Source organism: Mycobacterium sp. 4D054, assembly GCF_052245755.1.
Classification (GTDB): Bacteria; Actinomycetota; Actinomycetes; order Mycobacteriales; family Mycobacteriaceae; genus Mycobacterium.
In genome coordinates this window covers 38874-56878 of sequence record NZ_JBQQCF010000035.1, presented here as the reverse complement: position 1 = coordinate 56878, position 18005 = coordinate 38874, and the positions used below count along the sequence as shown (strand labels likewise).

Below are 18005 nucleotides of genomic sequence, written 5' to 3'. Positions count from 1 at the left end.
GACGAGCAAAGGACCCAGGAGCACCGGCGAGACGCAACGCCGGAACCCCAGGCCGCCCACGTCAGAACCGCCCACCCACGCCACGAAAAGACCTCAACTACCCGCCACGTGAAAGATCGAGGCTAAGCCTTCTTCGACATCTTCGCGATCGCGCGCAGACCGTTCAGCGAAATGCGGAAACAGTCGCGCTCCCACAGTAAATCGAACTGCTTCTTCAGCTCAGCCTCGGTTCGACGGACGCTGTCGCCGCATTGTGGACAACGCACCTGGTATCGACGACCAAGCGCAAGTTGGGTGTCTGGCGGCGCGCCGGCCGCAGCCCGCGCACCATCAAGTGCTGAGACGAAGCGGGCGGCGCCATCAGTGTCCGTGATGCCGCGTCCGGAGTCCCAGATTGGGACTACGCGTCCAGCGGCGTCGATGTACTCGATCCCGCCGCCCCTGCGTGGTGTTGTGATGGCACCGTCGAGTCCGGCGTCGTAGCCCGTACCGCTGCCACCTACAGACTGGAATGGTTCCGGCTCCCACGGGCCGTCACCTCGTCGCTCAAAAGTATGTTCCCACAATGGATGTGACTCGGCATCGCAGAAAACGGTAATCTCGCCCGACTTGTCCAGGCCTGTGCTTTCGAACGGTCCGGTCATAGTTCCCCCAAGTTAAGCGCGCGCGCCTCGGCCGCCGCACGCTCGGCGGCCGTGGCCCTGGTGTAACGGTCGATCATGTCCCGAGTCGCCCAACCTGCCACCGCCATCAGGCCGCCCTCGGATCCGCCGGCGGCCAGCCAGCGCGACGCGGCGGTGTGGCGTAGTAGATGGGGATGGAATCCGGTTAGTCCAGCGAGCCCCGCTCGGTACTTCAGCGTGGCATGCAGACCGTCGTAGTTGAAGCCCTTGCCGCGGTCGCCGAGCCATAGGGGAGTCGTGTCGGCGAGCAGATGCGTTCGTCGCTGCCGGATGTACCGGTCGATGGCTCTGGCGGTCTGCGGACCGAATGGCGCGATCCGACCCTTGCCGCCCTTGCCGCGGCGAACGGTGGCCAGCCCGGCTGCCAGGTCGACGTCGGCCACTGCCAGGCCGACGACCTCGCCCGCGCGCATACCGGTCTCGATCATCAGCCGCACGATCGCCTCATCGCGGCGGTCCCGGAAGTCGGGGCCAGTGCAAGCCTTGATCAGTCGCTTGATCTCAGGCTCGGTGAGCGAGTTCGTGACTTTCGTATCGAGCTTGGGTGCCCTGAGACCGATTAGGGGATCGGTGTCGACCTCGCCCTCTTCCTCAAGCCACGCACTGAATCGGCGCAGAGCGAGCTGGCGCGCGCGGGCGGTCGTGGGTTCTGCGCCGCCGTCGAGCAGATCGGCGATCCACGCGCGCACCATGTCGCGATCGAGCGCCGGGGTCTTGTGGTGCTCGTCACACCAGCGCAGGAACCCTCTGACGCCGTCGCCGTAGGACTTGAGCGTCTGCGGCGACTTCTGCTCGGCGCGCAGCGCGAGCTCCCACGAGGGCAGCAAGGCAGCCAGATCGAGTGGTGTGGGTTTGTGGCGCGCCATGACAATATCTTGACTGGCAGCGCTGTGCATGTCTACTATTTCTTGACTGACCTGCATAACTGCAGGTCAGGACAATAAAACGGAGTGTCCGTCAGTCCAGGTAGTCGCGGAGCACCTGAGAGCGGCTGGGATGCCGGAGCTTCGACATCGTCTTGGACTCGATCTGGCGGATCCGCTCGCGGGTCACTCCGTAGACCTGGCCGATCTCGTCGAGGGTGCGGGGCTGGCCGTCGGTGAGACCGAACCGCAGGCGCACCACGCCGGCCTCGCGTTCGGACAGCGTCTCCAGCACCGACTGCAGCTGGTCCTGCAGCAGCGTGAACGACACGGCGTCCACAGCCACCACGGCCTCGCTGTCCTCGATGAAATCGCCGAGCTGGCTGTCACCCTCGTCGCCGATGGTCTGGTCCAGCGAGATCGGCTCACGCGCGTACTGCTGGATCTCCAGCACCTTCTCCGGCGTGATGTCCATTTCCTTGGCCAGCTCTTCGGGCGTGGGCTCGCGGCCCAGGTCCTGCAGCAGCTCGCGCTGGATGCGACCCAGCTTGTTGATCACCTCGACCATGTGCACCGGGATGCGGATGGTGCGGGCCTGGTCGGCCATGGCTCGGGTGATGGCCTGACGGATCCACCAGGTGGCGTAGGTCGAGAACTTGTAGCCCTTGGTGTAGTCGAATTTCTCGACGGCGCGGATCAGGCCGAGGTTTCCTTCCTGGATGAGGTCCAGGAACGCCATGCCGCGGCCGGTGTAACGCTTGGCCAGCGACACCACCAGCCGCAGGTTCGCCTCCAGCAGATGATTCTTTGCGCGGTCCCCGTCGCGGCAGATCCACATCATGTCGCGGCGCTGTGCGGCTGGCAGTTTCTCGCCCTTTTCGGCGAGCTCGTTCATCAGCTGGGTGGCGTACAGGCCGGCCTCGATGCGCTTGGCAAGCTCGACCTCCTCCTCGGCGTTGAGCAGCGCGACCTTGCCGATCTGCTTGAGGTAGGCGCGCACCGAGTCGGCGGAGGCGGTGAGCTCGGCATCCTTGCGGGCCTGGCGCAGGGCCTCGGATTCCTCTTCGTCCCAGACGAAGTCGCCGGAAGCCTTGTCCTTCTCGGACGGCTCGGCGATGGCGTCGTCGTCGCCGTCTTTGGCCGCCTTGCCGGCCGCCTTCGGGGCGGCATCGGCGGCTTCGTCGTCGGACTCCGCGTCGTCGGCGTCGTCGTCGCCGGAGGCGTCGTCATCGACGTCGATGTCGTCAAGCTCGATGTCGGTGTCCTCGACGTCCAGATCCTCGCCCGGCTCGGCGTCGAGATCTTCGGCGCCGTCGACGTCTTCTGCGGCGAGATCGTCATCGGCCTCGGCCGACGTGGCCTTCTTGGCGCGGCCTCGGGTCGCCGGGGCGTCACCGGGTTTCGCGGCGCGTTTGGTGGCCTTCGCCTGCGCGCTCTTGGCAGCCTTCTTGGCGGGCGCCTTCTTCGCGGGGGCCTTGGCGGCGGTGCGCTTCACCGGCTCGTCGGTTGCCGGGCTTGCCTTGGTCGCTGCCACGTACACCCTTTCGGTCGTGCGGGTCGTCGGCGGGCACACATGCGCCACCGATTGTGTCGGCTATGGGGAATGTCGGCGTCGATCTCACAGCGTCATCTCAAGGTGGGATACTCCGCTGCTGTTCAGTAGGCGGCCGCCGTTGACCATTGTAACGACAGTGCGGATTGGCGCTGTGCCCAGCGGCAAATTTGACGCACGCGCGCGTCCGGTGCCTGCCGCCCTCGCCGCGGGCGCCGGCTACTTACCGGTGGCGGTGACGTCGAAGTCCGCGGCCATCGCCGCGCCGACGATCCCCGCGGTGTTCTGCAGCGCGGCGGGCACCACGGGGGTGCGGTTCTCCAGCAGCGGCACCCACTTGTCGGCCTTGCGGCTGATGCCGCCGCCGACGATGAACAGGTCCGGCCAGATGGCGTTCTCGATGGCCACGAGCACCTTGGTGACCTCTTTGGTCCAGCGCTCGTAGCTCCAGTCCTTGCGTTCCTTGACGGAGCTGGCCGCTCGGTGTTCGGCTTCCTTGCCGCCGACCTCCAGATGGCCGAACTCGGTGTTGGGCAGCAGCACCCCGTTGTGGATCACCGCCGAGCCGATCCCGGTGCCGAAGGTCAGCAACACGATGACCCCCGTGTTGTCCCGGCCGGCACCGAATTTCTCCTCGGCCAGGCCGGCGGCGTCGGCGTCGTTGAGCACCGTCACCGGCTGGCCGTTCAGCGCCCCTCCGATGACCTCCCTGGCGTTGAGTCCGATCCAGCCCTTGTCGACGTTGGCGGCGGTGCGCACGATGCCGTCGGTGACGACGCCGGGGTAAGTCACCCCCAGCGGGCCGTCCCAGCCGAAGTGGGCGACGACCTCGGCGATGGTCTTGGCCACCGCGTCCGGCGTGGCCGGCTGGGGGGTGGGCAGCTTGAACCGGTCCCCGATGAGCCGGCCGGTGTCCAGGTCGACGATGCCGCCTTTGACGCCGCTTCCGCCGACGTCGATGCCGAATCCGCGCCGCGGTGAACTCAAGCCCGGGGCGGGGGTGTCAGACGGCGGGGGTGACGCGTCGGCTGTCATGCAGGCTCCTCTGCGCAGGTGATGGCACCGGTGCTCTCGGCGCGGCGGGGGTCGCCGGGGCGCGTTTGACACCCTATCGGCTCGCCAATTGCGATGGGGGCCAGTCGCGCATCCCGCGGGTGTGCTGCGATGGACATGTGAATTCCGACAGCGAGCCCACAGGTCTGCGTGCGGTGGCAGAGCAGCTGGCGTCCGAAGCCGCCGAGTTCGTCCGGAGGCGTCGGCCCGAGGTGTTCGGACCCGGCACGGTGACCGAGGACACCCCGCCCGCAGTGCGCGTGAAGAGCACCCCGACCGATCCGGTCACCGTGGTCGACACCGAGACCGAACGATTGCTGCGCGAGCGGCTGGCGGTGTTGCGGCCCGGCGACGCGATTGTCGGCGAGGAGGAAGGCGGAGCGGTCGACGCCGCCGGCGGACGGCTGACCTGGGTGCTCGACCCGATCGACGGCACTGTCAACTTCCTGTACGGGTTACCCGCCTATGCGGTCTCGGTCGGTGTGCGGCGCGACGGCGCGTCGGTGGCCGGTGCCGTGGCCGACGTCGCGGGCGGGGCGGTGTACTCGGCGGCGCTCGGGCACGGCGCCACGGTGCGCCGCGGCGGAGTCGTCACCGAATTGCGGTGCACCGACGCCACAGATCTGTCGATGGCGCTGGTGGGCACCGGGTTCTCCTACGACCGCGAGCACCGTCGCCGACAGGGCGAGATCGTGGCCCGGCTGCTCCCCGACGTCCGTGACCTCAGACGGCAGGGTTCGTGCGCACTCGATCTGTGCATGGTCGCCGAGGGGCGACTCGACGCCTACTTCGAAGACGGCGTGCATCTGTGGGACTGGGCGGCCGCAGCGCTGATCGCCGCAGAGGCGGGCGCGCACGTGCGTGCACCCGCGTCGGTGGCGGAGCCGGGGCTGATGGTGGCCGCTGCGCCCGGCATCAGCGCCTCCTTCGACGAGGCTCTGATCCGCTGCGGGGCGATCGCGCGCTGAGTGTCAGCAGGTCCCGGTGTGGGCCTTGGTGAGCAGCTCGGGGTCGGCGGGTGCGGTGGCGTCGGGAAGCAGGCTCGCCAGCACGGCGTCGATGTCGTCGCTGTGGGTCAGCTCGGCGAAGTCGGTGCCGATCGCCAGATCGACCGTGTCGTCGGTGCGGCCGTCCTGGAACAGTTCGGTGCAGGGCGCCACCAGCCACACTGCCGCTGCGGCGGCGCGGCCCGCCGGCCCGAACCGGATCTGACCCTGGCATTGCAGTCGCGCGGTCGTGTACAGCGGATCGTTGGCGGCCTCGGGTTCGGTGAAGCCCAGATCACGCAGTTCTCCTGCGATCTCACCGGCCTGCCCGCCCTGTCCGCTGGCGTTGAGCACCCGAACCCTGGCATCGGCCAGCTTGGCCGGTGTCACGTCGAGCATCGTCGAGCGGGACACCTGTTCGCCGAGGTTCGGTGCCGGGGCGCCCGGCTCGGCCGGGGGCGGGGGAGGATTGCACACCGCGGCCTGCGGCACCTCCGGCGGCCGCGACAGCGCGATCACCCAGACCAGTGTCGAGGCGACCGCCAGGCACGCGAACAGCACGATCCCGGGCACGATGTTGCGACGGCGGAAGGGGCGCCCGTGTTTGTCGAACGCCGTGCCCTCGGTGATTTGCGCGACCACGTCCAGCACTCTAGAGCCACCACCGGCAGGGCTCCGACCGGCGGCGACGACGACCCGGCCGGGAGTGTGACATAAATCACATGAGAACCGGTGTCAATCCGGGCACGAATTATTTGGCGGATGCGTTCGACGCTGGTACAAAGCAACGCTGCAACGAGCTTCACGGAGGGGACACGTTATGGCCACCGATTACGACGCCCCAAGGCGCACTGAGACCGACGACGTTTCCGAGGATTCACTGGAGGAACTGAAGGCGCGGCGCAACGAAGCTCAGTCGGCTGTCGTCGACGTCGACGAGTCGGAATCCGCGGAGAACTTCGAACTCCCGGGTGCCGATCTGTCCGGCGAGGAGTTGTCGGTCCGGGTGATCCCGAAACAGGCCGACGAGTTCACCTGCTCAAGCTGCTTCCTGGTGCATCACCGCAGCCGCCTGGCCACTGAGAAGAACGGCCAGATGATCTGCACCGACTGCGCTGCCTGACGCGTGAGCTACGCGCCTGTTCTCAGGCGCGCAGGGCAGCGAGGAGCTTGTCCGGATGCTTGGCGCTGACCAGCCAGTACGGGGTGGGATCATCCGGATCCTCCAATACCAGCAGCACCATCGGGCCGACCCAGGCCCGGTGCACGACGTACGCAGCGGGATCGAGCTGGCGTCCCAACGCCGCCGACTTGGCCGAGCGTGGGACCTCCGCCGTGCGCGAGATGACCGAGGCCGGTAGATGCGCGTTGCCCACCCACAGCTCATTTTCAGCGCCGCTGCTCACTACCTTGAGTTCGGTCCTGCTGAGCATGAGCAGCACGACGGCGGCCACGGGCAACAGCACCGCGTAGGGCAGCCAGCTCGGCAACGCGCTGATGCCCTGATCCACCTCGAGCGCGATCAGGGCGGCGACCCCGAGCCCGGGCACCCACCACCACAGCGGGACCCGCAGCCGCTCGCGGTAGCGAACGGTTCGGGCAGTGGCACGCGTGTCTGACACGTGGCCAAGAGTAATCTCTGACGTCGTGTCCTCCTCTTTGGCGGTAGTGCGACTCGACCGCGACCTCCCGCTGCCCAGCCGGGCGCACGACGGCGACGCGGGAGTCGACCTCTACAGTGCTCAGGACGTCGAACTCGCACCGCACCAGCGGGCGTTGGTGCCGACCGGGGTGGCGGTGGCCATTCCGCACGGCATGGTCGGACTCATCCACCCGCGCTCGGGACTTGCTGCCCGCGTTGGGCTTTCGATCGTCAACAGCCCCGGCACGATCGACGCCGGGTACCGGGGGGAGATCAAGGTATCGCTGATCAACCTCGATCCCGCGGTTCCGATCGTGATCCGCCGCGGTGACCGGATCGCCCAGCTGCTGGTGCAGCGGGTCGAGTTGCCCGATCTGATCGAGGTGACGTCTTTCGATGAGGCCGGATTGGCCGACACGACGCGCGGTGACGGTGGTCACGGCTCGTCGGGCGGGCATGCCAGTCTGTAGGGGAGAGGACACCAAAGTGGGAAGACACCACAGTGACAGCGCTGAAACACCCGAGGAGGTGACGTCGGTGGACACCGACGACGAGGAGCTGGAAGGCCCCTTCGACATCGACGACTTCGACGATCCGTCGGTCGCCGTGCAGGCACGGCTGGACCTGGGCTCGGTGCTGATCCCGATGCCCCAGAACGGCCAGGTGCAGGTGGAACTCAACGAGGCCGGGGCGCCGAGCGCCATCTGGGTCGTGACTCCCAACGGCCGTTTCACGATTGCGGCGTACGCGGCGCCCAAGTCCGCCGGCTTGTGGCGGGAAGTGGCCTCGGAGCTGGCGGAGTCGCTGCGCAAAGACGCTCCGCGGGTCAGCATCGAAGACGGCCCGTGGGGCCGTGAGGTTGTCGGCTCGGCCGGAGAGGGCGCGGCCGTCGTGCGCTTCATCGGCGTGGACGGGTACCGCTGGATGGTCCGCTGTGTGGTCAACGGACCCTACGAGCGGGTGAGCGAGCTGGCTGAGGAAGCCCGAAACGCTCTGGCCGACACGGTGGTTCGCCGTGGTGACACGCCGCTGCCGGTGCGCACCCCGCTTCCGGTGCAGCTGCCGGAGCCGATGGCCGCGCAGCTGGCTGCCGCGCAGCAGCAGGCGGCGCAGCAGGCCCAGCAGGCGATGGCCCAGCAGCAGGGCGGCGCGCCGCAGCCGCCTCAGCCCCCGGCCACGCCGCAACAGCAGGAGCCGCCGCAGCCCAATGCACGCCGCTCCACGCAGGGTTCGGCGATGCAACAGCTGCGGACCATCACCGGCGGATGACGATCAAGCGGTGAGGGACGAGCCGCGTTGAGGAATCCGCCAATCAGGCCCGGCGGATGACGATCAAGCGGTGAGGGACGAGCCGCGTTGAGGAATCCGCCAATCAGGCCCGGCGGATGACGATCAAGCGGTGAGGGACGAGCCGCGTTGAGGAATCCGCCAATCAGGCCGGCGGATGACGATCAAGCGGTGGCGTCCCGCAGCGCCGCCAGACACTCGGCGCCGAGTACAGCAGGATCGGCGCCGATCGCGTCGAGGGTGACGGTGCGCAGCGCCGCGCACGGCGCGGCGGTCGCCCACTCAATGCCGACCTCCAGCGGGTGCACCGGGTCGTCGGCGGCCGACACCACGCCGAGCGGGACGCCCAGGTACTCCAGCTCGATACTGGTCGGCGCGACATACCGAGCGGCCTCCTCCATCGCGTCCGGCAGCGCCGGCCACTGTCCGAGCCACGATCGGGTCAGTTCCCGGGCCAGCCATGCCGGGCTGCTCGACTGCATCTGCGCGGTGGCCGCCGCCAGCCCGTCGCGGCGCAGCGTCTCGGCCGAGTAGCGAGCGGCCATCGCTGCCGGCGCCGCGTCGGGGTCCCCGGTCCAGGCGGGCAGGGCGGCCAGCACTGCCACAACGTCCTGCGGGTGGGCCAGCGCCCATTCCAGGGCCACCGCCGCGCCGATCGACACACCGCCCACCACGATCGGTCCGGACCGGGCGGTATCGCGCAGCCCGTCGCGGTAGCCGTCGACGAGACGCTCGGGCTGCGGGGGCGGGGTCACCACCACCGCACCGGCGTCGTGCAGCGCGGGGGAGAACGCCCGGTAGACGAAATCGTCGTCGGACCCTGTTCCGGGGAGCAGGACCGCGGTGACGCCGCGCAGAGTGACCGTCATGTTTTGATCGTGCCCTGTCGTGGAACTCACATCGACGCGACCCCAACACCACTCGCGCTGTAGTTAGCATCTGGGAACCAAGAGGTCTACCGTGGCGTTGGTTTAACAGCATCCATTTGGATTGGCAGAAGGTCAGGAGAGGCCATGGCCACGGCCGAGGGATATCTTCGCCGGCTCACCCGCCGGTTGACCGAAGATCCTGAACAACTCGACGTCGAAGAACTCAACGACGAAGCCGCCGGTACGGGCGCCCAGAAGGCGATCGACTGTCAGCGCGGTCAGGAAGTCACGATGATCGGCACCTTGCGCAGCGTTGAGTGCAACGGCAAGAGCTGCGCCGGCGGGGTGAAGGCGGAACTGTTCGACGGTACTGACTCGGTGATGCTGGTCTGGTTGGGGCAGCGTCGCATCCCGGGTATCGAGTCGGGCCGCACCCTCAAGGTGCACGGCCGAGTCGGCAAGTTGGACAACGGATCCAAGGCGATCTACAACCCCCACTACGAGATCCAGAAGTGAGCGACCCGGGCACCGATCCGGGTACGCACCAGACCCCTCCGGCACGCGGCGCCGCCGTCCTGGAACAGATGGGCGGCGTCAGCGGCCTGATCTACTCCTCGCTGCCCGTCGTGGTGTTCGTCCCGGTGTCTTCCCTTTTCGGGCTGATGCCCGCAATCGCTGCCGCGCTTGGGGTGGCCACCGTGATCCTGATCTGGCGGTTGGTCCGCCGGGAGACCGCCCAGCCGGCGATCTCCGGGTTCTTCGCCGTCGGGATCAGCGCGCTGATCGCCTATCTCGTCGGTGCGTCGAAGGGGTACTTCCTGCTCGGCATCTGGACGTCGCTGTTCTGGGCCGTGGTGTTCACGGCGTCGGTGGTGATCCGTCGCCCGGTCGTCGGCTACATCTGGGGCTGGGTGCACACCGGCGACCGGCGCTGGCGCGAGGAGCGCCGGGCGGTGCGTGCGTTCGACGTCGCCACACTGGTATGGGCGGCGGTGTTCACCTCGCGGTTCGTGGTTCAGCAGCATCTCTACGACGCCGATCAGACGGGCTGGCTCGGCGTCGCGCGGATCGCGATGGGATGGCCGCTGACGGCGGTCGCCGCGGTGGTCACCTACATCGCGATACGGGGCGCTCAGCGAGCCTTACGGGAACGCGGCTTGCACGAGCCGGCCACCCCCGAACCCCGCGACGACGCGGCCCACGAGCCGAACTGACAGAACTCACCGCTGCTGCGGATTGAGCAGCAACTCACGCAGCTGGTCTTCGGCTTCGGTGACCGCGACGAACAACAGCTCGTCACCGCCTTCGAGCGGCTCGTCGCGCTCCGGGACGATCACCCGGGGACCCCGCAGGATCGTCACCAACGTCACGTCCCTGGGCAGGTCAAGACGTTTGACCGGCTTACCGCCCCACGGCGTGTCGTCGGGCAGCGTGATCTCGACCAGGTTGGCCTGGCCCTTACGGAACTCCATCAACCGCACCAGGTCGCCGACCGACACCGCCTCCTCGACGAGCGACGCCAGCATGCGCGGCGTGGAGACCGCGACGTCGACGCCCCAGGACTCATCGAAGAGCCACTCGTTGCGCGGGTCGTTCACCCGGGCCACCACACGCGGAACCGCGAACTCCGTCTTGGCCAGCAGGCTGACCACAACGTTGGCTTTGTCGTCACCCGTGGCGGCGATGACGACGTCGAACTCCTCCAGCTTGACCGATTCGAGCAGGCTCAGCTCGCACGCGTCGCCCAGGCGCCAGACCGCGGCCGGAACGGTTTCGACGTCGATGTGATCGGGATTGCGCTCCAGCAGCGTGACCTGGTGGGACTCGACGAGCTCGCGCGCGATGGACCGGCCCACCGCGCCTGCCCCGGCGATCGCGACCTTCATCACCCTGCTCCTCGCGTCCGCGTCATCACACTGCTCCTCGCGTCCGCGTAATCACACTGCTCCATCGCGTCCGCGTCATCACACTGCTCCATCGCGTCCGCATCAGTGAAACTGCTCCTCGCGTCCGCATCAGCCCTCCGGGTCCTCGCTGGGCGGCAACGCGGCGATCGCCAGCGCCTCGGCGATGTGCCCCGACACCGCGGCCATGTAAACCTGGTCTCCGGCTTGGATGACGGTCTTCGCGTCGGGCAGCAGCCCGGCGCCGAAGCGGATCAAGAACGCCACCCGGCCCGACGTCGCGGACTCCAGCTCAGTGAGGCGGCGGCCCACCCAGTCCTCGTGCAGCGCCAGCTCGGTGACCCCGACGTTGCCGGTAGGGTCGCGCCACTTGGTGGTCTCGGTCTCCCGCGTTAGCACGTTGAGCAGCCGATCGGTGGTCCACGGCACGGTCGCCACGGTGGGGATGCCGAGCCGCTCGTAGACGGCCGCGCGCTTGGCGTCGTAGATGCGCGCCACCACCCGTTGCACGCCGAACGTCTCGCGCGCCACCCGCGCGGAGATGATGTTCGAGTTGTCGCCCGAGGACACCGCAGCGAACGCAGAGGCGCCCTCGATACCCGCCCGGATCAGCACATCGCGATCGAAACCCATGCCGAGCACCCGCTCACCCGGGAATTCCGCGGAGAGCCGGTGGAATGCGGTGGCGTCGCGGTCGATCACCGCGACGTCGTGGCCGATCCTGGCCAGGCTGTCCGACAGCGATGCGCCGACACGGCCACACCCCATCACCACTACACGCACCTGACGGTCCTTTCCCGGCCGAGGTCGCTGCAAAACCCATGCACGCGGAACGCTACCGCTTTCCGACGGTTGCGGGCCGTCGGGCTTACTCTTGGCACTCGTGTCCAAGCTTTCGACCGTCGCCCGGCGATTGGTGCTGGGCCGGCCGTTCCGCAGTGACAAGCTGTCGCACACCCTGCTACCCAAGCGGATAGCGTTGCCGGTCTTCGCCTCCGACGCGCTGTCCTCGACGGCGTACGCGCCCGAGGAGATCTTCCTGGTGCTGTCGGTGGCCGGCCTGGCCGCCTACTCGATGGCGCCGTGGATCGGGCTGGCCGTGGCCGCGGTGATGCTGGTCGTGATCGCCAGTTACCGGCAGAACGTGCACGCCTACCCGTCCGGCGGCGGCGACTACGAGGTGGTGACCACCAATCTCGGCCCCACCGCCGGGCTGACGGTGGCCAGCGCGCTGTTGGTCGACTACGTGTTGACCGTCGCGGTGTCGATGTCCTCGGCGATGTCGAACATCGGGTCCGCGATACCGTTCGTCAACGACCACAAGGTGCTGTTCGCCGTCATCGCGATCCTGCTGCTCGCGTCACTGAACATGCGGGGTATCCGCGAGTCCGGCACCGCGTTCGCGATTCCCACCTACGCGTTCATGATCGGCATGTACCTGATGCTGGTGTGGGGCTTCGTCCAGATCTACGCGCTGGACATCCCGCTGCGGGCGGAGTCGGCCGACTTCGAGATGCATTCCGAGCACGGCGACGTCGTCGGCTTCGCGCTGGTGTTCCTTGTGGCCCGTGCGTTCTCGTCCGGCAGCGCGGCGCTGACCGGTGTCGAGGCCATCAGCAACGGTGTGCCCGCGTTCCGTAAACCGAAGTCGCGCAACGCCGCAACCACGCTGCTGCTGCTCGGCGTGATCGCGATCACACTGTTCATGGGCATCATCATGCTGGCCAAGGCAACCGGCGTGAAGATCGCCGAACGTCCCCATGAACAACTCGTCGGCGCGCCGCCCGACTATCACCAGAAAACACTGATCGCGCAGCTGGCCGAGGCGGTGTTCCATGGCTTCCCGCTGGGGCTCTACCTGATCGCCGGCGTCACCGCACTGATCCTGGTGCTGGCCGCCAACACCGCGTTCAACGGCTTCCCGGTGCTGGGATCGATTCTGGCTCAGGACCGCTTCCTGCCGCGTCAGCTGCACACCCGCGGTGACCGGCTGGCGTTTTCCAACGGGATCCTGTTCCTGGCGTTCGGCGCGATCGCCTTCGTGGTGGCGTTCCAGGCCCAGGTCACCGCGCTGATCCAGCTCTACATCGTCGGGGTGTTCGTGTCGTTCACCCTCAGCCAGGTCGGGATGGTCCGGCACTGGACCCGGCTGTTGCGCACCGAGACCGATCCGGCCGCGCGCCGACGGATGATGCGGGCGCGGGTGATCAACACCGTGGGGCTGGTCTGCACCGGAACCGTGCTGGTGATCGTCGTGGTGACCAAATTCCTCGTCGGGGCGTGGATCGCGATACTGGCGATGGCCGCGCTGTTCGGGATCATGAAGCTGATCCACCGGCACTACGCGGCGGTCAGCCAGGAGCTGGACGCCCAGGCCGCCGAGACCGAGGACATCGTGCTGCCCAGCCGTAACCACGCGATCGTGCTGGTCTCCAACCTCCACATGCCCACGCTGCGCGCGCTTGCGTATGCCCGGGCCACCAGACCCGACGTGCTGGAAGCGGTCACCGTCAGCGTCGACGATGCCGAGACCCGCCAGCTGGTGCACAAGTGGGAGCACAGCGACATCAACGTGCCGCTGAAGGTGATCGCCTCGCCGTACCGGGAGATCACCCGCCCCGTGCTCGACTACGTCAAGAGGGTGAGCAAGGACTCGCCCCGCACGGTGGTCACCGTGTTCATCCCCGAGTACGTCGTCGGCCACTGGTGGGAACAGGTGCTGCACAACCAGAGTGCGCTGCGGCTGAAAGGCCGCCTGCTGTTCGAACCCAACGTGATGGTGACGTCGGTGCCCTGGCAGCTGAGTTCGTCGGAGCGATTGAAGAAGCTGGCGCCGCAGTCCGCACCCGGAGACGCACGCAAGGGGTTCCTGGATTGAGTGACGACCTGGTGCTGACCACCACCGCGGCAGCCAACGGCGGCAGCTGTGTCGCGCGCCACGACGGTCGGGTGGTGTTCGTGCGCTACGCGCTGCCGGGGGAGACGGTCCGCGCCCGGCTCGTCGACGAGCGCGGGTCGTACTGGAACGCCGAGACGGTCGAGGTGCTCGAACCGTCGCCGGACCGCGTCGACACCCTCTGCCCGATCGCGGGCGCAGGTGGTTCCGGCTGCTGCGACCTCGCGTTCGCCGACCCCGCCGCGGCGCGCCGGATCAAGGGTGCTGTGGTCGCCAATCAACTTGTCCGGCTTGGCAATCACCGCTGGCTAGACGAGTCGGAGGCCTCCGCCGAGCCGGTCGGCGACGGTGCCGCGACCGGATGGCGGACCCGGGTACGCCTCGATACCTCGCCCGACGGCCGCGTCGGTTTCCACCGCTATCACAGCGCCGAGCTGGTGCATCGGCTCGACTGCGCACAGCTGCCCGCAGGCATGCTCGACGGGCTGGCAGACACCCGCTGGCCGGCCGGGGCCGCCGTCCACGTCGTCATCGACGACGACGGTAACCGGCACGTCGCGCATGCCGGGCGCGGCCGCCGCACCACCGTCGTGGAAGGCGACTACGAGGCGGTGCAGCGGGTACATGGGCGGTCCTGGCGGGTGCCGGTCACCGCGTTCTGGCAGGCGCACCGGGACGCACCCGCGCTCTACAGCGGGCTGGTAGCGCAGTGGGCCGCGCTCGAACCGGGCATGACCGCCTGGGACTTATACGGCGGCGCAGGGGTTTTCGCCGCGGCGCTGGCCCGCGAGGTCGGCGACACCGGCTCGGTGCTGACCGTGGACACCTCCAGGGGCGCGTCGCGGTCGGCACGCGCGGCACTGGCGGACCTGGGCAACGTGACCGTGCTGACGGATTCGGTGCGCCGCGCGCTGAGCGGGCAGCGCCGGCGCGCCGACGTCGCGGTGCTGGATCCGCCCCGCACCGGCGCCGGCCGCGAGGTGATCGGTTTGCTGGCCGGTGCCGAGGTGCCGCGCATCGTCCATATCGGTTGCGAGGCAGCGTCGTTCGCCCGCGATGTAGGTCTCTACGTGGAGCACGGGTATGCGGTCGAGCAGCTGCGCGTGTTCGACTCGTTCCCGCTGACCCACCATGTCGAGTGCGTCGCCGTGCTGCGCAGGTGAGACAGGTTCAGGGCTGCGCAGGCTCCAGAGCATCGACGGCTTGTTCCATCCGGTCGAGGGCCTCACGCATCTGATCGAGCGCTTCGCGAAGCTCTGTCGCCGAAATCGGACCGTCGGAGCCCGGGGGAAGCGGAACCGCGCGTTGCGCGTCCGGCGCGGTTTCGGGTGCTGGGAGCGGATCGGTCGGTCCCGGGGCCGAAGGCGGCTGGGCAGAGGGAGGCGGGACCGAGGCGGCATCTCCGCCCGGCGCGGTGGCGACACGGCCCGTACCCGAACCGAAGATCTGGTCCAGCGCCTCAGACAGGGTCGGGGCGTACCCGACCCGCACGCCGCCGCCTCCGGGTTCGCGGAAACTCGCCAGCACCCGGGACAGCTGCGGGAAGGTCGAACTGTTCGGATTCGTCGAGATGCGTTCGGTGTAGAGCGGTTCGACGTACAGCACGCCGCCGTCGGCGATCGGCAGGGTGAGCAGGTTGCCGTAGTGGATCTGGTTCGACCGCTCCAGCAGGGTTCGTTCGGAAGCCACCCGGGTGTCGGAGATCATCGAGTTCTGGATCTGTTGCGGGCCCTGGGTGAGGGTGTCGGTCGGTAGCTGCAGTACCGAGAGCTTCCCGTAATCGTGCGGGTCGGAGCCGGCGGAAATGTAGGCCGACAGGAATTCCCGGCTGTAGCCCACCATCGCCGTGGCCAGCCGGAACGACGGCTCTGCGGTCTCCTCGTCGCCGATGAGCACATAGAACGGTGGTTGCGCCGAGGTGGCGTCTTTGGTGGGATCGCTCGGGACCGACCAGAAAGCGTTGGTGGTGAAGAATTCTCGGGGCTCGTCCACGTGGTACTTCGACAGCAGATCGCGCTGCACGCGGAACAGGTCCTCCGGATAGCGGAAGTGCGCCCGCAGCTGGTCGGGAATGTCGTCTGCGCTCGTGACGGTGCCTGGCAGCGCGCGCATCCACGCCGCCAGGACCGGGTCGTCGGTGTCGAATTGATAGAGCGTGACGGTTCCGTCATACGCGTCGACGGTCGCCTTGACCGAGTTGCGGGCGTACCCCACCGCATTGCCCTGCCGGAATGACCCGCTCGGGGTGAGCGCCGGCTGTTCCAGCAAGGCGCGGGCGGCGTACGGATACCGGTCCAGCGTGGTGTAGGCGTCGACGACCCATACGATGCGTCCATCGACGACCGCGGGGTAGGTGTTGGCGTCAGTGGTCAGCCACGGCGCCACCCGCTCGACCCTCTTCTTGGGATCCCGGTGAAGGATCAACTTCGACTCCGCGCCGATCGCCCGCGAGAACAGGATGTTGCGCTCGGTCAACTTGGCGGCGAAAACGCTGCGGTTGAACCAGTTTCCGATGGGAACGCCGCCGGCTCCGGTGTAGGTGTAGGTCGAGGTGTCGGTGTCGTACTCGCGAGGCTGCGCCCCCGGGGCGCCGCCGACGATCGCATAATCGGGATCGGCTCGGGCGATCACCTCACCGAAGTAGATGCGCGGCTGCTCGACGGGGATGACCTGGTGGCCTGACGCCTGCGTGGCGATGTCGCTGACGGCGTAGATCGGGTAGCCGCTGTTGCTCTCCGAGGCCTCGGCGGCTTCACGCACCGCGGCATTGACCCGGTTCGCGGGCGCGGCGACGAACCCGTTGCCGTGCGTGTAGACGGTGTGGCGATTGATCCAGTCGGTCTGGTTGCCGGTCAGCGAATCCGGGGACAGTTCACGCACACCCACGATGTAGTCCTGCACCTGACCGTCGATGCGGTAACGATCGATGTCCAGGGCCTCCGGGAAGCTGTAGAAATTCTTCAGCTGTTGTTGCTGAGTGAAAGTCCGCGACAGGATGTTGGGGTCCAGCAGGCGCACCTGGGCGATGGTGGTCCGGTCCGCCGGCACGTCGACGGGAGAGGTGGTGCCGATACCGGGGTAGTCGCGGTATTCGACATGGTCGCGGCCGAGTCGGAAGGCCGCGCGGGTGGCATCGATGTTGCGGTCGATGTAGGGCGCTTCGAGATCGGCGGCGTTGGGCCGCACGGAGAACTGCTCCATCAACATCGGCCAGGCGCCGCCCACCAACAGCGACGAGAGCACCAGGAGCGCGGTGGCCATCGCCGGAATCCGCATGTCGCGAAGGAAGACCGCGGCGAAGAACGACACGGCACACAGCACGGCGATCGCCAACAGCACGAGTTTGGCCGGCAGCGCCGCGTGGATGTCGGTGTAGCCGGCGCCGGTGAACGTGGGCTCTTTGCGGTCCGCGGAGAGCAGTTCGTAACGGTCGAACCAGTAGGCCACCGCTTTGAGCATGATCGCCGTGCCCGCGAGGACCGCGATCTGCACGCGTGCCGGCTGGGTCAGCGTGCCCTTGCCGGCGCCGATGCGCAGCCCTCCGAACAGATAGTTCGCGGCCAGGTTGGCCAGCAGCGCCATCACGCAGGCCACGAGTAACCAGTTCAGCACTATGCGGTAGAACGGCAGATCGAACACGTAGAAGCTGATGTCGTGGCCGAACTCGGGGTCTGCGATGCCGAACGCGCCGCCGTGGAGGAACAGTTGCACCGTCGTCCAGCGCAGCTGGGCGATCAGTCCGCAGAGCAGACCCGCAATGGCCGCGATGCCGAACGCGGTCAGCCGGGGCCTCGCCATCGCGGCCGCGCGGTACGGATCGAGCGGTTCTGACCTGATCTCAGCCGGCACGAACACCGGGCGGGTGCGGTAGGCCAGCAGGGCAGCGGCCATCACCGCACCCCCGACCAATGTCGCGGCGGCGATGAAAATCCCCAGCCGGGTGAGCAACACCGTCACCCAGACCGATCGGTAGCCGACTTCTCCGAACCACAACCAATCGACGTAGGCGTCGACAGCGCGGGGGCCGACGATGAGCAGCGTCACGCACCCCGCAGCGACGAACAACGCGGCGCGGGTGCGGCGGGGGAGGTGTGCGAACCTGGCCGACGGCGCAGTCTTCATCAGGGCGCTCCGATCGCGGTGATGTGCCGTCGATCCGGGCATACCGAGGCACCGGTGCGGCCAGTCTCCCGGCAGAACGCCGACAGAGGTCGGACCCGGCTCGGCGAGTGCGCGAGTGGCGAATGGCCTACATTGATCGTAGTTGGTG

Annotated in this window: 18 protein-coding genes; 8 read left to right on the top strand and 10 right to left on the bottom strand. The window is 68.0% G+C overall.

What is annotated here, in order from left to right; all coding sequences use genetic code 11:
- Positions 1-122 precede the first annotated feature (122 nt).
- From ACTWP6_RS22060 to ppgK, 4 genes are all read right to left on the bottom strand, one after another.
- A complete protein-coding gene (locus ACTWP6_RS22060; protein WP_443188760.1) occupies positions 123-644 on the bottom strand; it encodes a hypothetical protein in 522 nt (173 codons plus the stop codon).
- On the bottom strand, positions 641-1606 hold the full coding sequence (locus ACTWP6_RS22055) for a tyrosine-type recombinase/integrase (protein WP_443188759.1): 966 nt from the start codon (positions 1604-1606) through the stop codon (positions 641-643). Before ACTWP6_RS22055 ends, ACTWP6_RS22060 begins: the two co-directional genes overlap by 4 nt.
- A gap of 34 nt (positions 1607-1640) precedes the next feature.
- Positions 1641-3080 carry an RNA polymerase sigma factor gene (locus ACTWP6_RS22050; protein WP_260751764.1) on the bottom strand — a complete coding sequence of 480 codons (1440 nt, stop codon included), beginning with the start codon at positions 3078-3080 and terminating at the stop codon, positions 1641-1643.
- Between the two features lie 237 nt (positions 3081-3317).
- Positions 3318-4133, bottom strand: coding sequence for a polyphosphate--glucose phosphotransferase (gene ppgK / locus ACTWP6_RS22045; RefSeq protein ID WP_260751765.1), 816 nt, complete (start codon positions 4131-4133; stop codon positions 3318-3320).
- A 137-nt stretch (positions 4134-4270) separates the two neighbouring features.
- Here ppgK and ACTWP6_RS22040 point away from each other — a divergent pair, with 137 nt between their 5' ends.
- On the top strand, positions 4271-5119 hold the full coding sequence (locus tag ACTWP6_RS22040) for an inositol monophosphatase family protein (protein ID WP_443188758.1): 849 nt from the start codon (positions 4271-4273) through the stop codon (positions 5117-5119).
- Positions 5120-5122: 3 nt separating this feature from the next.
- Here ACTWP6_RS22040 and cei read toward each other — a convergent pair whose 3' ends face one another.
- Entirely contained in the window at positions 5123-5779 is a 657-nt protein-coding gene (gene cei, locus ACTWP6_RS22035; protein ID WP_260751767.1) for an envelope integrity protein Cei, read from the bottom strand.
- A gap of 178 nt (positions 5780-5957) precedes the next feature.
- On the opposite strand from cei, the gene ACTWP6_RS22030 reads away from it, so the two are divergent.
- Positions 5958-6260, top strand: coding sequence for a DUF4193 domain-containing protein (locus ACTWP6_RS22030; RefSeq protein WP_260751769.1), 303 nt, complete (start codon positions 5958-5960; stop codon positions 6258-6260).
- Between the two features lie 22 nt (positions 6261-6282).
- Here ACTWP6_RS22030 and ACTWP6_RS22025 read toward each other — a convergent pair whose 3' ends face one another.
- Complete coding sequence (locus ACTWP6_RS22025; RefSeq protein ID WP_443188757.1) at positions 6283-6759, bottom strand: DUF3093 domain-containing protein; 477 nt, start codon at positions 6757-6759, stop codon at positions 6283-6285.
- A gap of 25 nt (positions 6760-6784) precedes the next feature.
- Between ACTWP6_RS22025 and dut the strand changes: the two genes are divergently transcribed.
- Together dut and ACTWP6_RS22015 are read left to right on the top strand one after the other, a co-directional pair.
- Positions 6785-7249, top strand: coding sequence for a dUTP diphosphatase (dut, locus tag ACTWP6_RS22020; protein ID WP_260751773.1), 465 nt, complete (start codon positions 6785-6787; stop codon positions 7247-7249).
- Positions 7236-8048, top strand: a complete 813-nt coding sequence (locus ACTWP6_RS22015) for a DUF3710 domain-containing protein (RefSeq protein ID WP_396884446.1) — start codon at positions 7236-7238, stop codon at positions 8046-8048. The genes dut and ACTWP6_RS22015 overlap by 14 nt, the downstream gene beginning before the upstream one ends.
- A 182-nt stretch (positions 8049-8230) precedes the next feature.
- On the opposite strand, the gene ACTWP6_RS22010 is transcribed toward ACTWP6_RS22015, so the two are convergent.
- Positions 8231-8935, bottom strand: a complete 705-nt coding sequence (locus ACTWP6_RS22010) for an alpha/beta fold hydrolase (RefSeq protein WP_443188756.1) — start codon at positions 8933-8935, stop codon at positions 8231-8233.
- A gap of 144 nt (positions 8936-9079) precedes the next feature.
- On the opposite strand from ACTWP6_RS22010, the gene ACTWP6_RS22005 reads away from it, so the two are divergent.
- Complete coding sequence (locus tag ACTWP6_RS22005) at positions 9080-9451, top strand: OB-fold nucleic acid binding domain-containing protein (RefSeq protein WP_260751777.1); 372 nt, start codon at positions 9080-9082, stop codon at positions 9449-9451.
- Positions 9448-10149 (top strand): DUF3159 domain-containing protein, encoded by a 702-nt coding sequence (locus tag ACTWP6_RS22000; protein WP_260751778.1) that lies wholly within the window; start codon positions 9448-9450, stop codon positions 10147-10149. The genes ACTWP6_RS22005 and ACTWP6_RS22000 overlap by 4 nt, the downstream gene beginning before the upstream one ends.
- Before the next feature lie 6 nt (positions 10150-10155).
- Here ACTWP6_RS22000 and ACTWP6_RS21995 read toward each other — a convergent pair whose 3' ends face one another.
- Both ACTWP6_RS21995 and ACTWP6_RS21990 read right to left on the bottom strand, forming a co-directional pair.
- Positions 10156-10821 carry a potassium channel family protein gene (locus ACTWP6_RS21995; protein ID WP_260751779.1) on the bottom strand — a complete coding sequence of 222 codons (666 nt, stop codon included), beginning with the start codon at positions 10819-10821 and terminating at the stop codon, positions 10156-10158.
- A 129-nt stretch (positions 10822-10950) separates the two neighbouring features.
- Positions 10951-11622 carry a potassium channel family protein gene (locus ACTWP6_RS21990; RefSeq protein ID WP_260751780.1) on the bottom strand — a complete coding sequence of 224 codons (672 nt, stop codon included), beginning with the start codon at positions 11620-11622 and terminating at the stop codon, positions 10951-10953.
- Between the two features lie 100 nt (positions 11623-11722).
- Here ACTWP6_RS21990 and ACTWP6_RS21985 point away from each other — a divergent pair, with 100 nt between their 5' ends.
- Positions 11723-13717 (top strand): APC family permease, encoded by a 1995-nt coding sequence (locus ACTWP6_RS21985; protein WP_443188755.1) that lies wholly within the window; start codon positions 11723-11725, stop codon positions 13715-13717.
- Positions 13714-14898: a class I SAM-dependent RNA methyltransferase gene (locus ACTWP6_RS21980; protein ID WP_443188754.1), complete on the top strand. Its 1185-nt coding sequence runs from the start codon at positions 13714-13716 to the stop codon at positions 14896-14898. The genes ACTWP6_RS21985 and ACTWP6_RS21980 overlap by 4 nt, the downstream gene beginning before the upstream one ends.
- A 7-nt stretch (positions 14899-14905) precedes the next feature.
- On the opposite strand, the gene ACTWP6_RS21975 is transcribed toward ACTWP6_RS21980, so the two are convergent.
- The gene (locus ACTWP6_RS21975) at positions 14906-17857 is read right to left on the bottom strand and encodes a UPF0182 family protein (protein ID WP_443188753.1); all 2952 of its coding nucleotides are present in this window, start codon (positions 17855-17857) and stop codon (positions 14906-14908) included.
- Positions 17858-18005 lie beyond the last annotated feature (148 nt).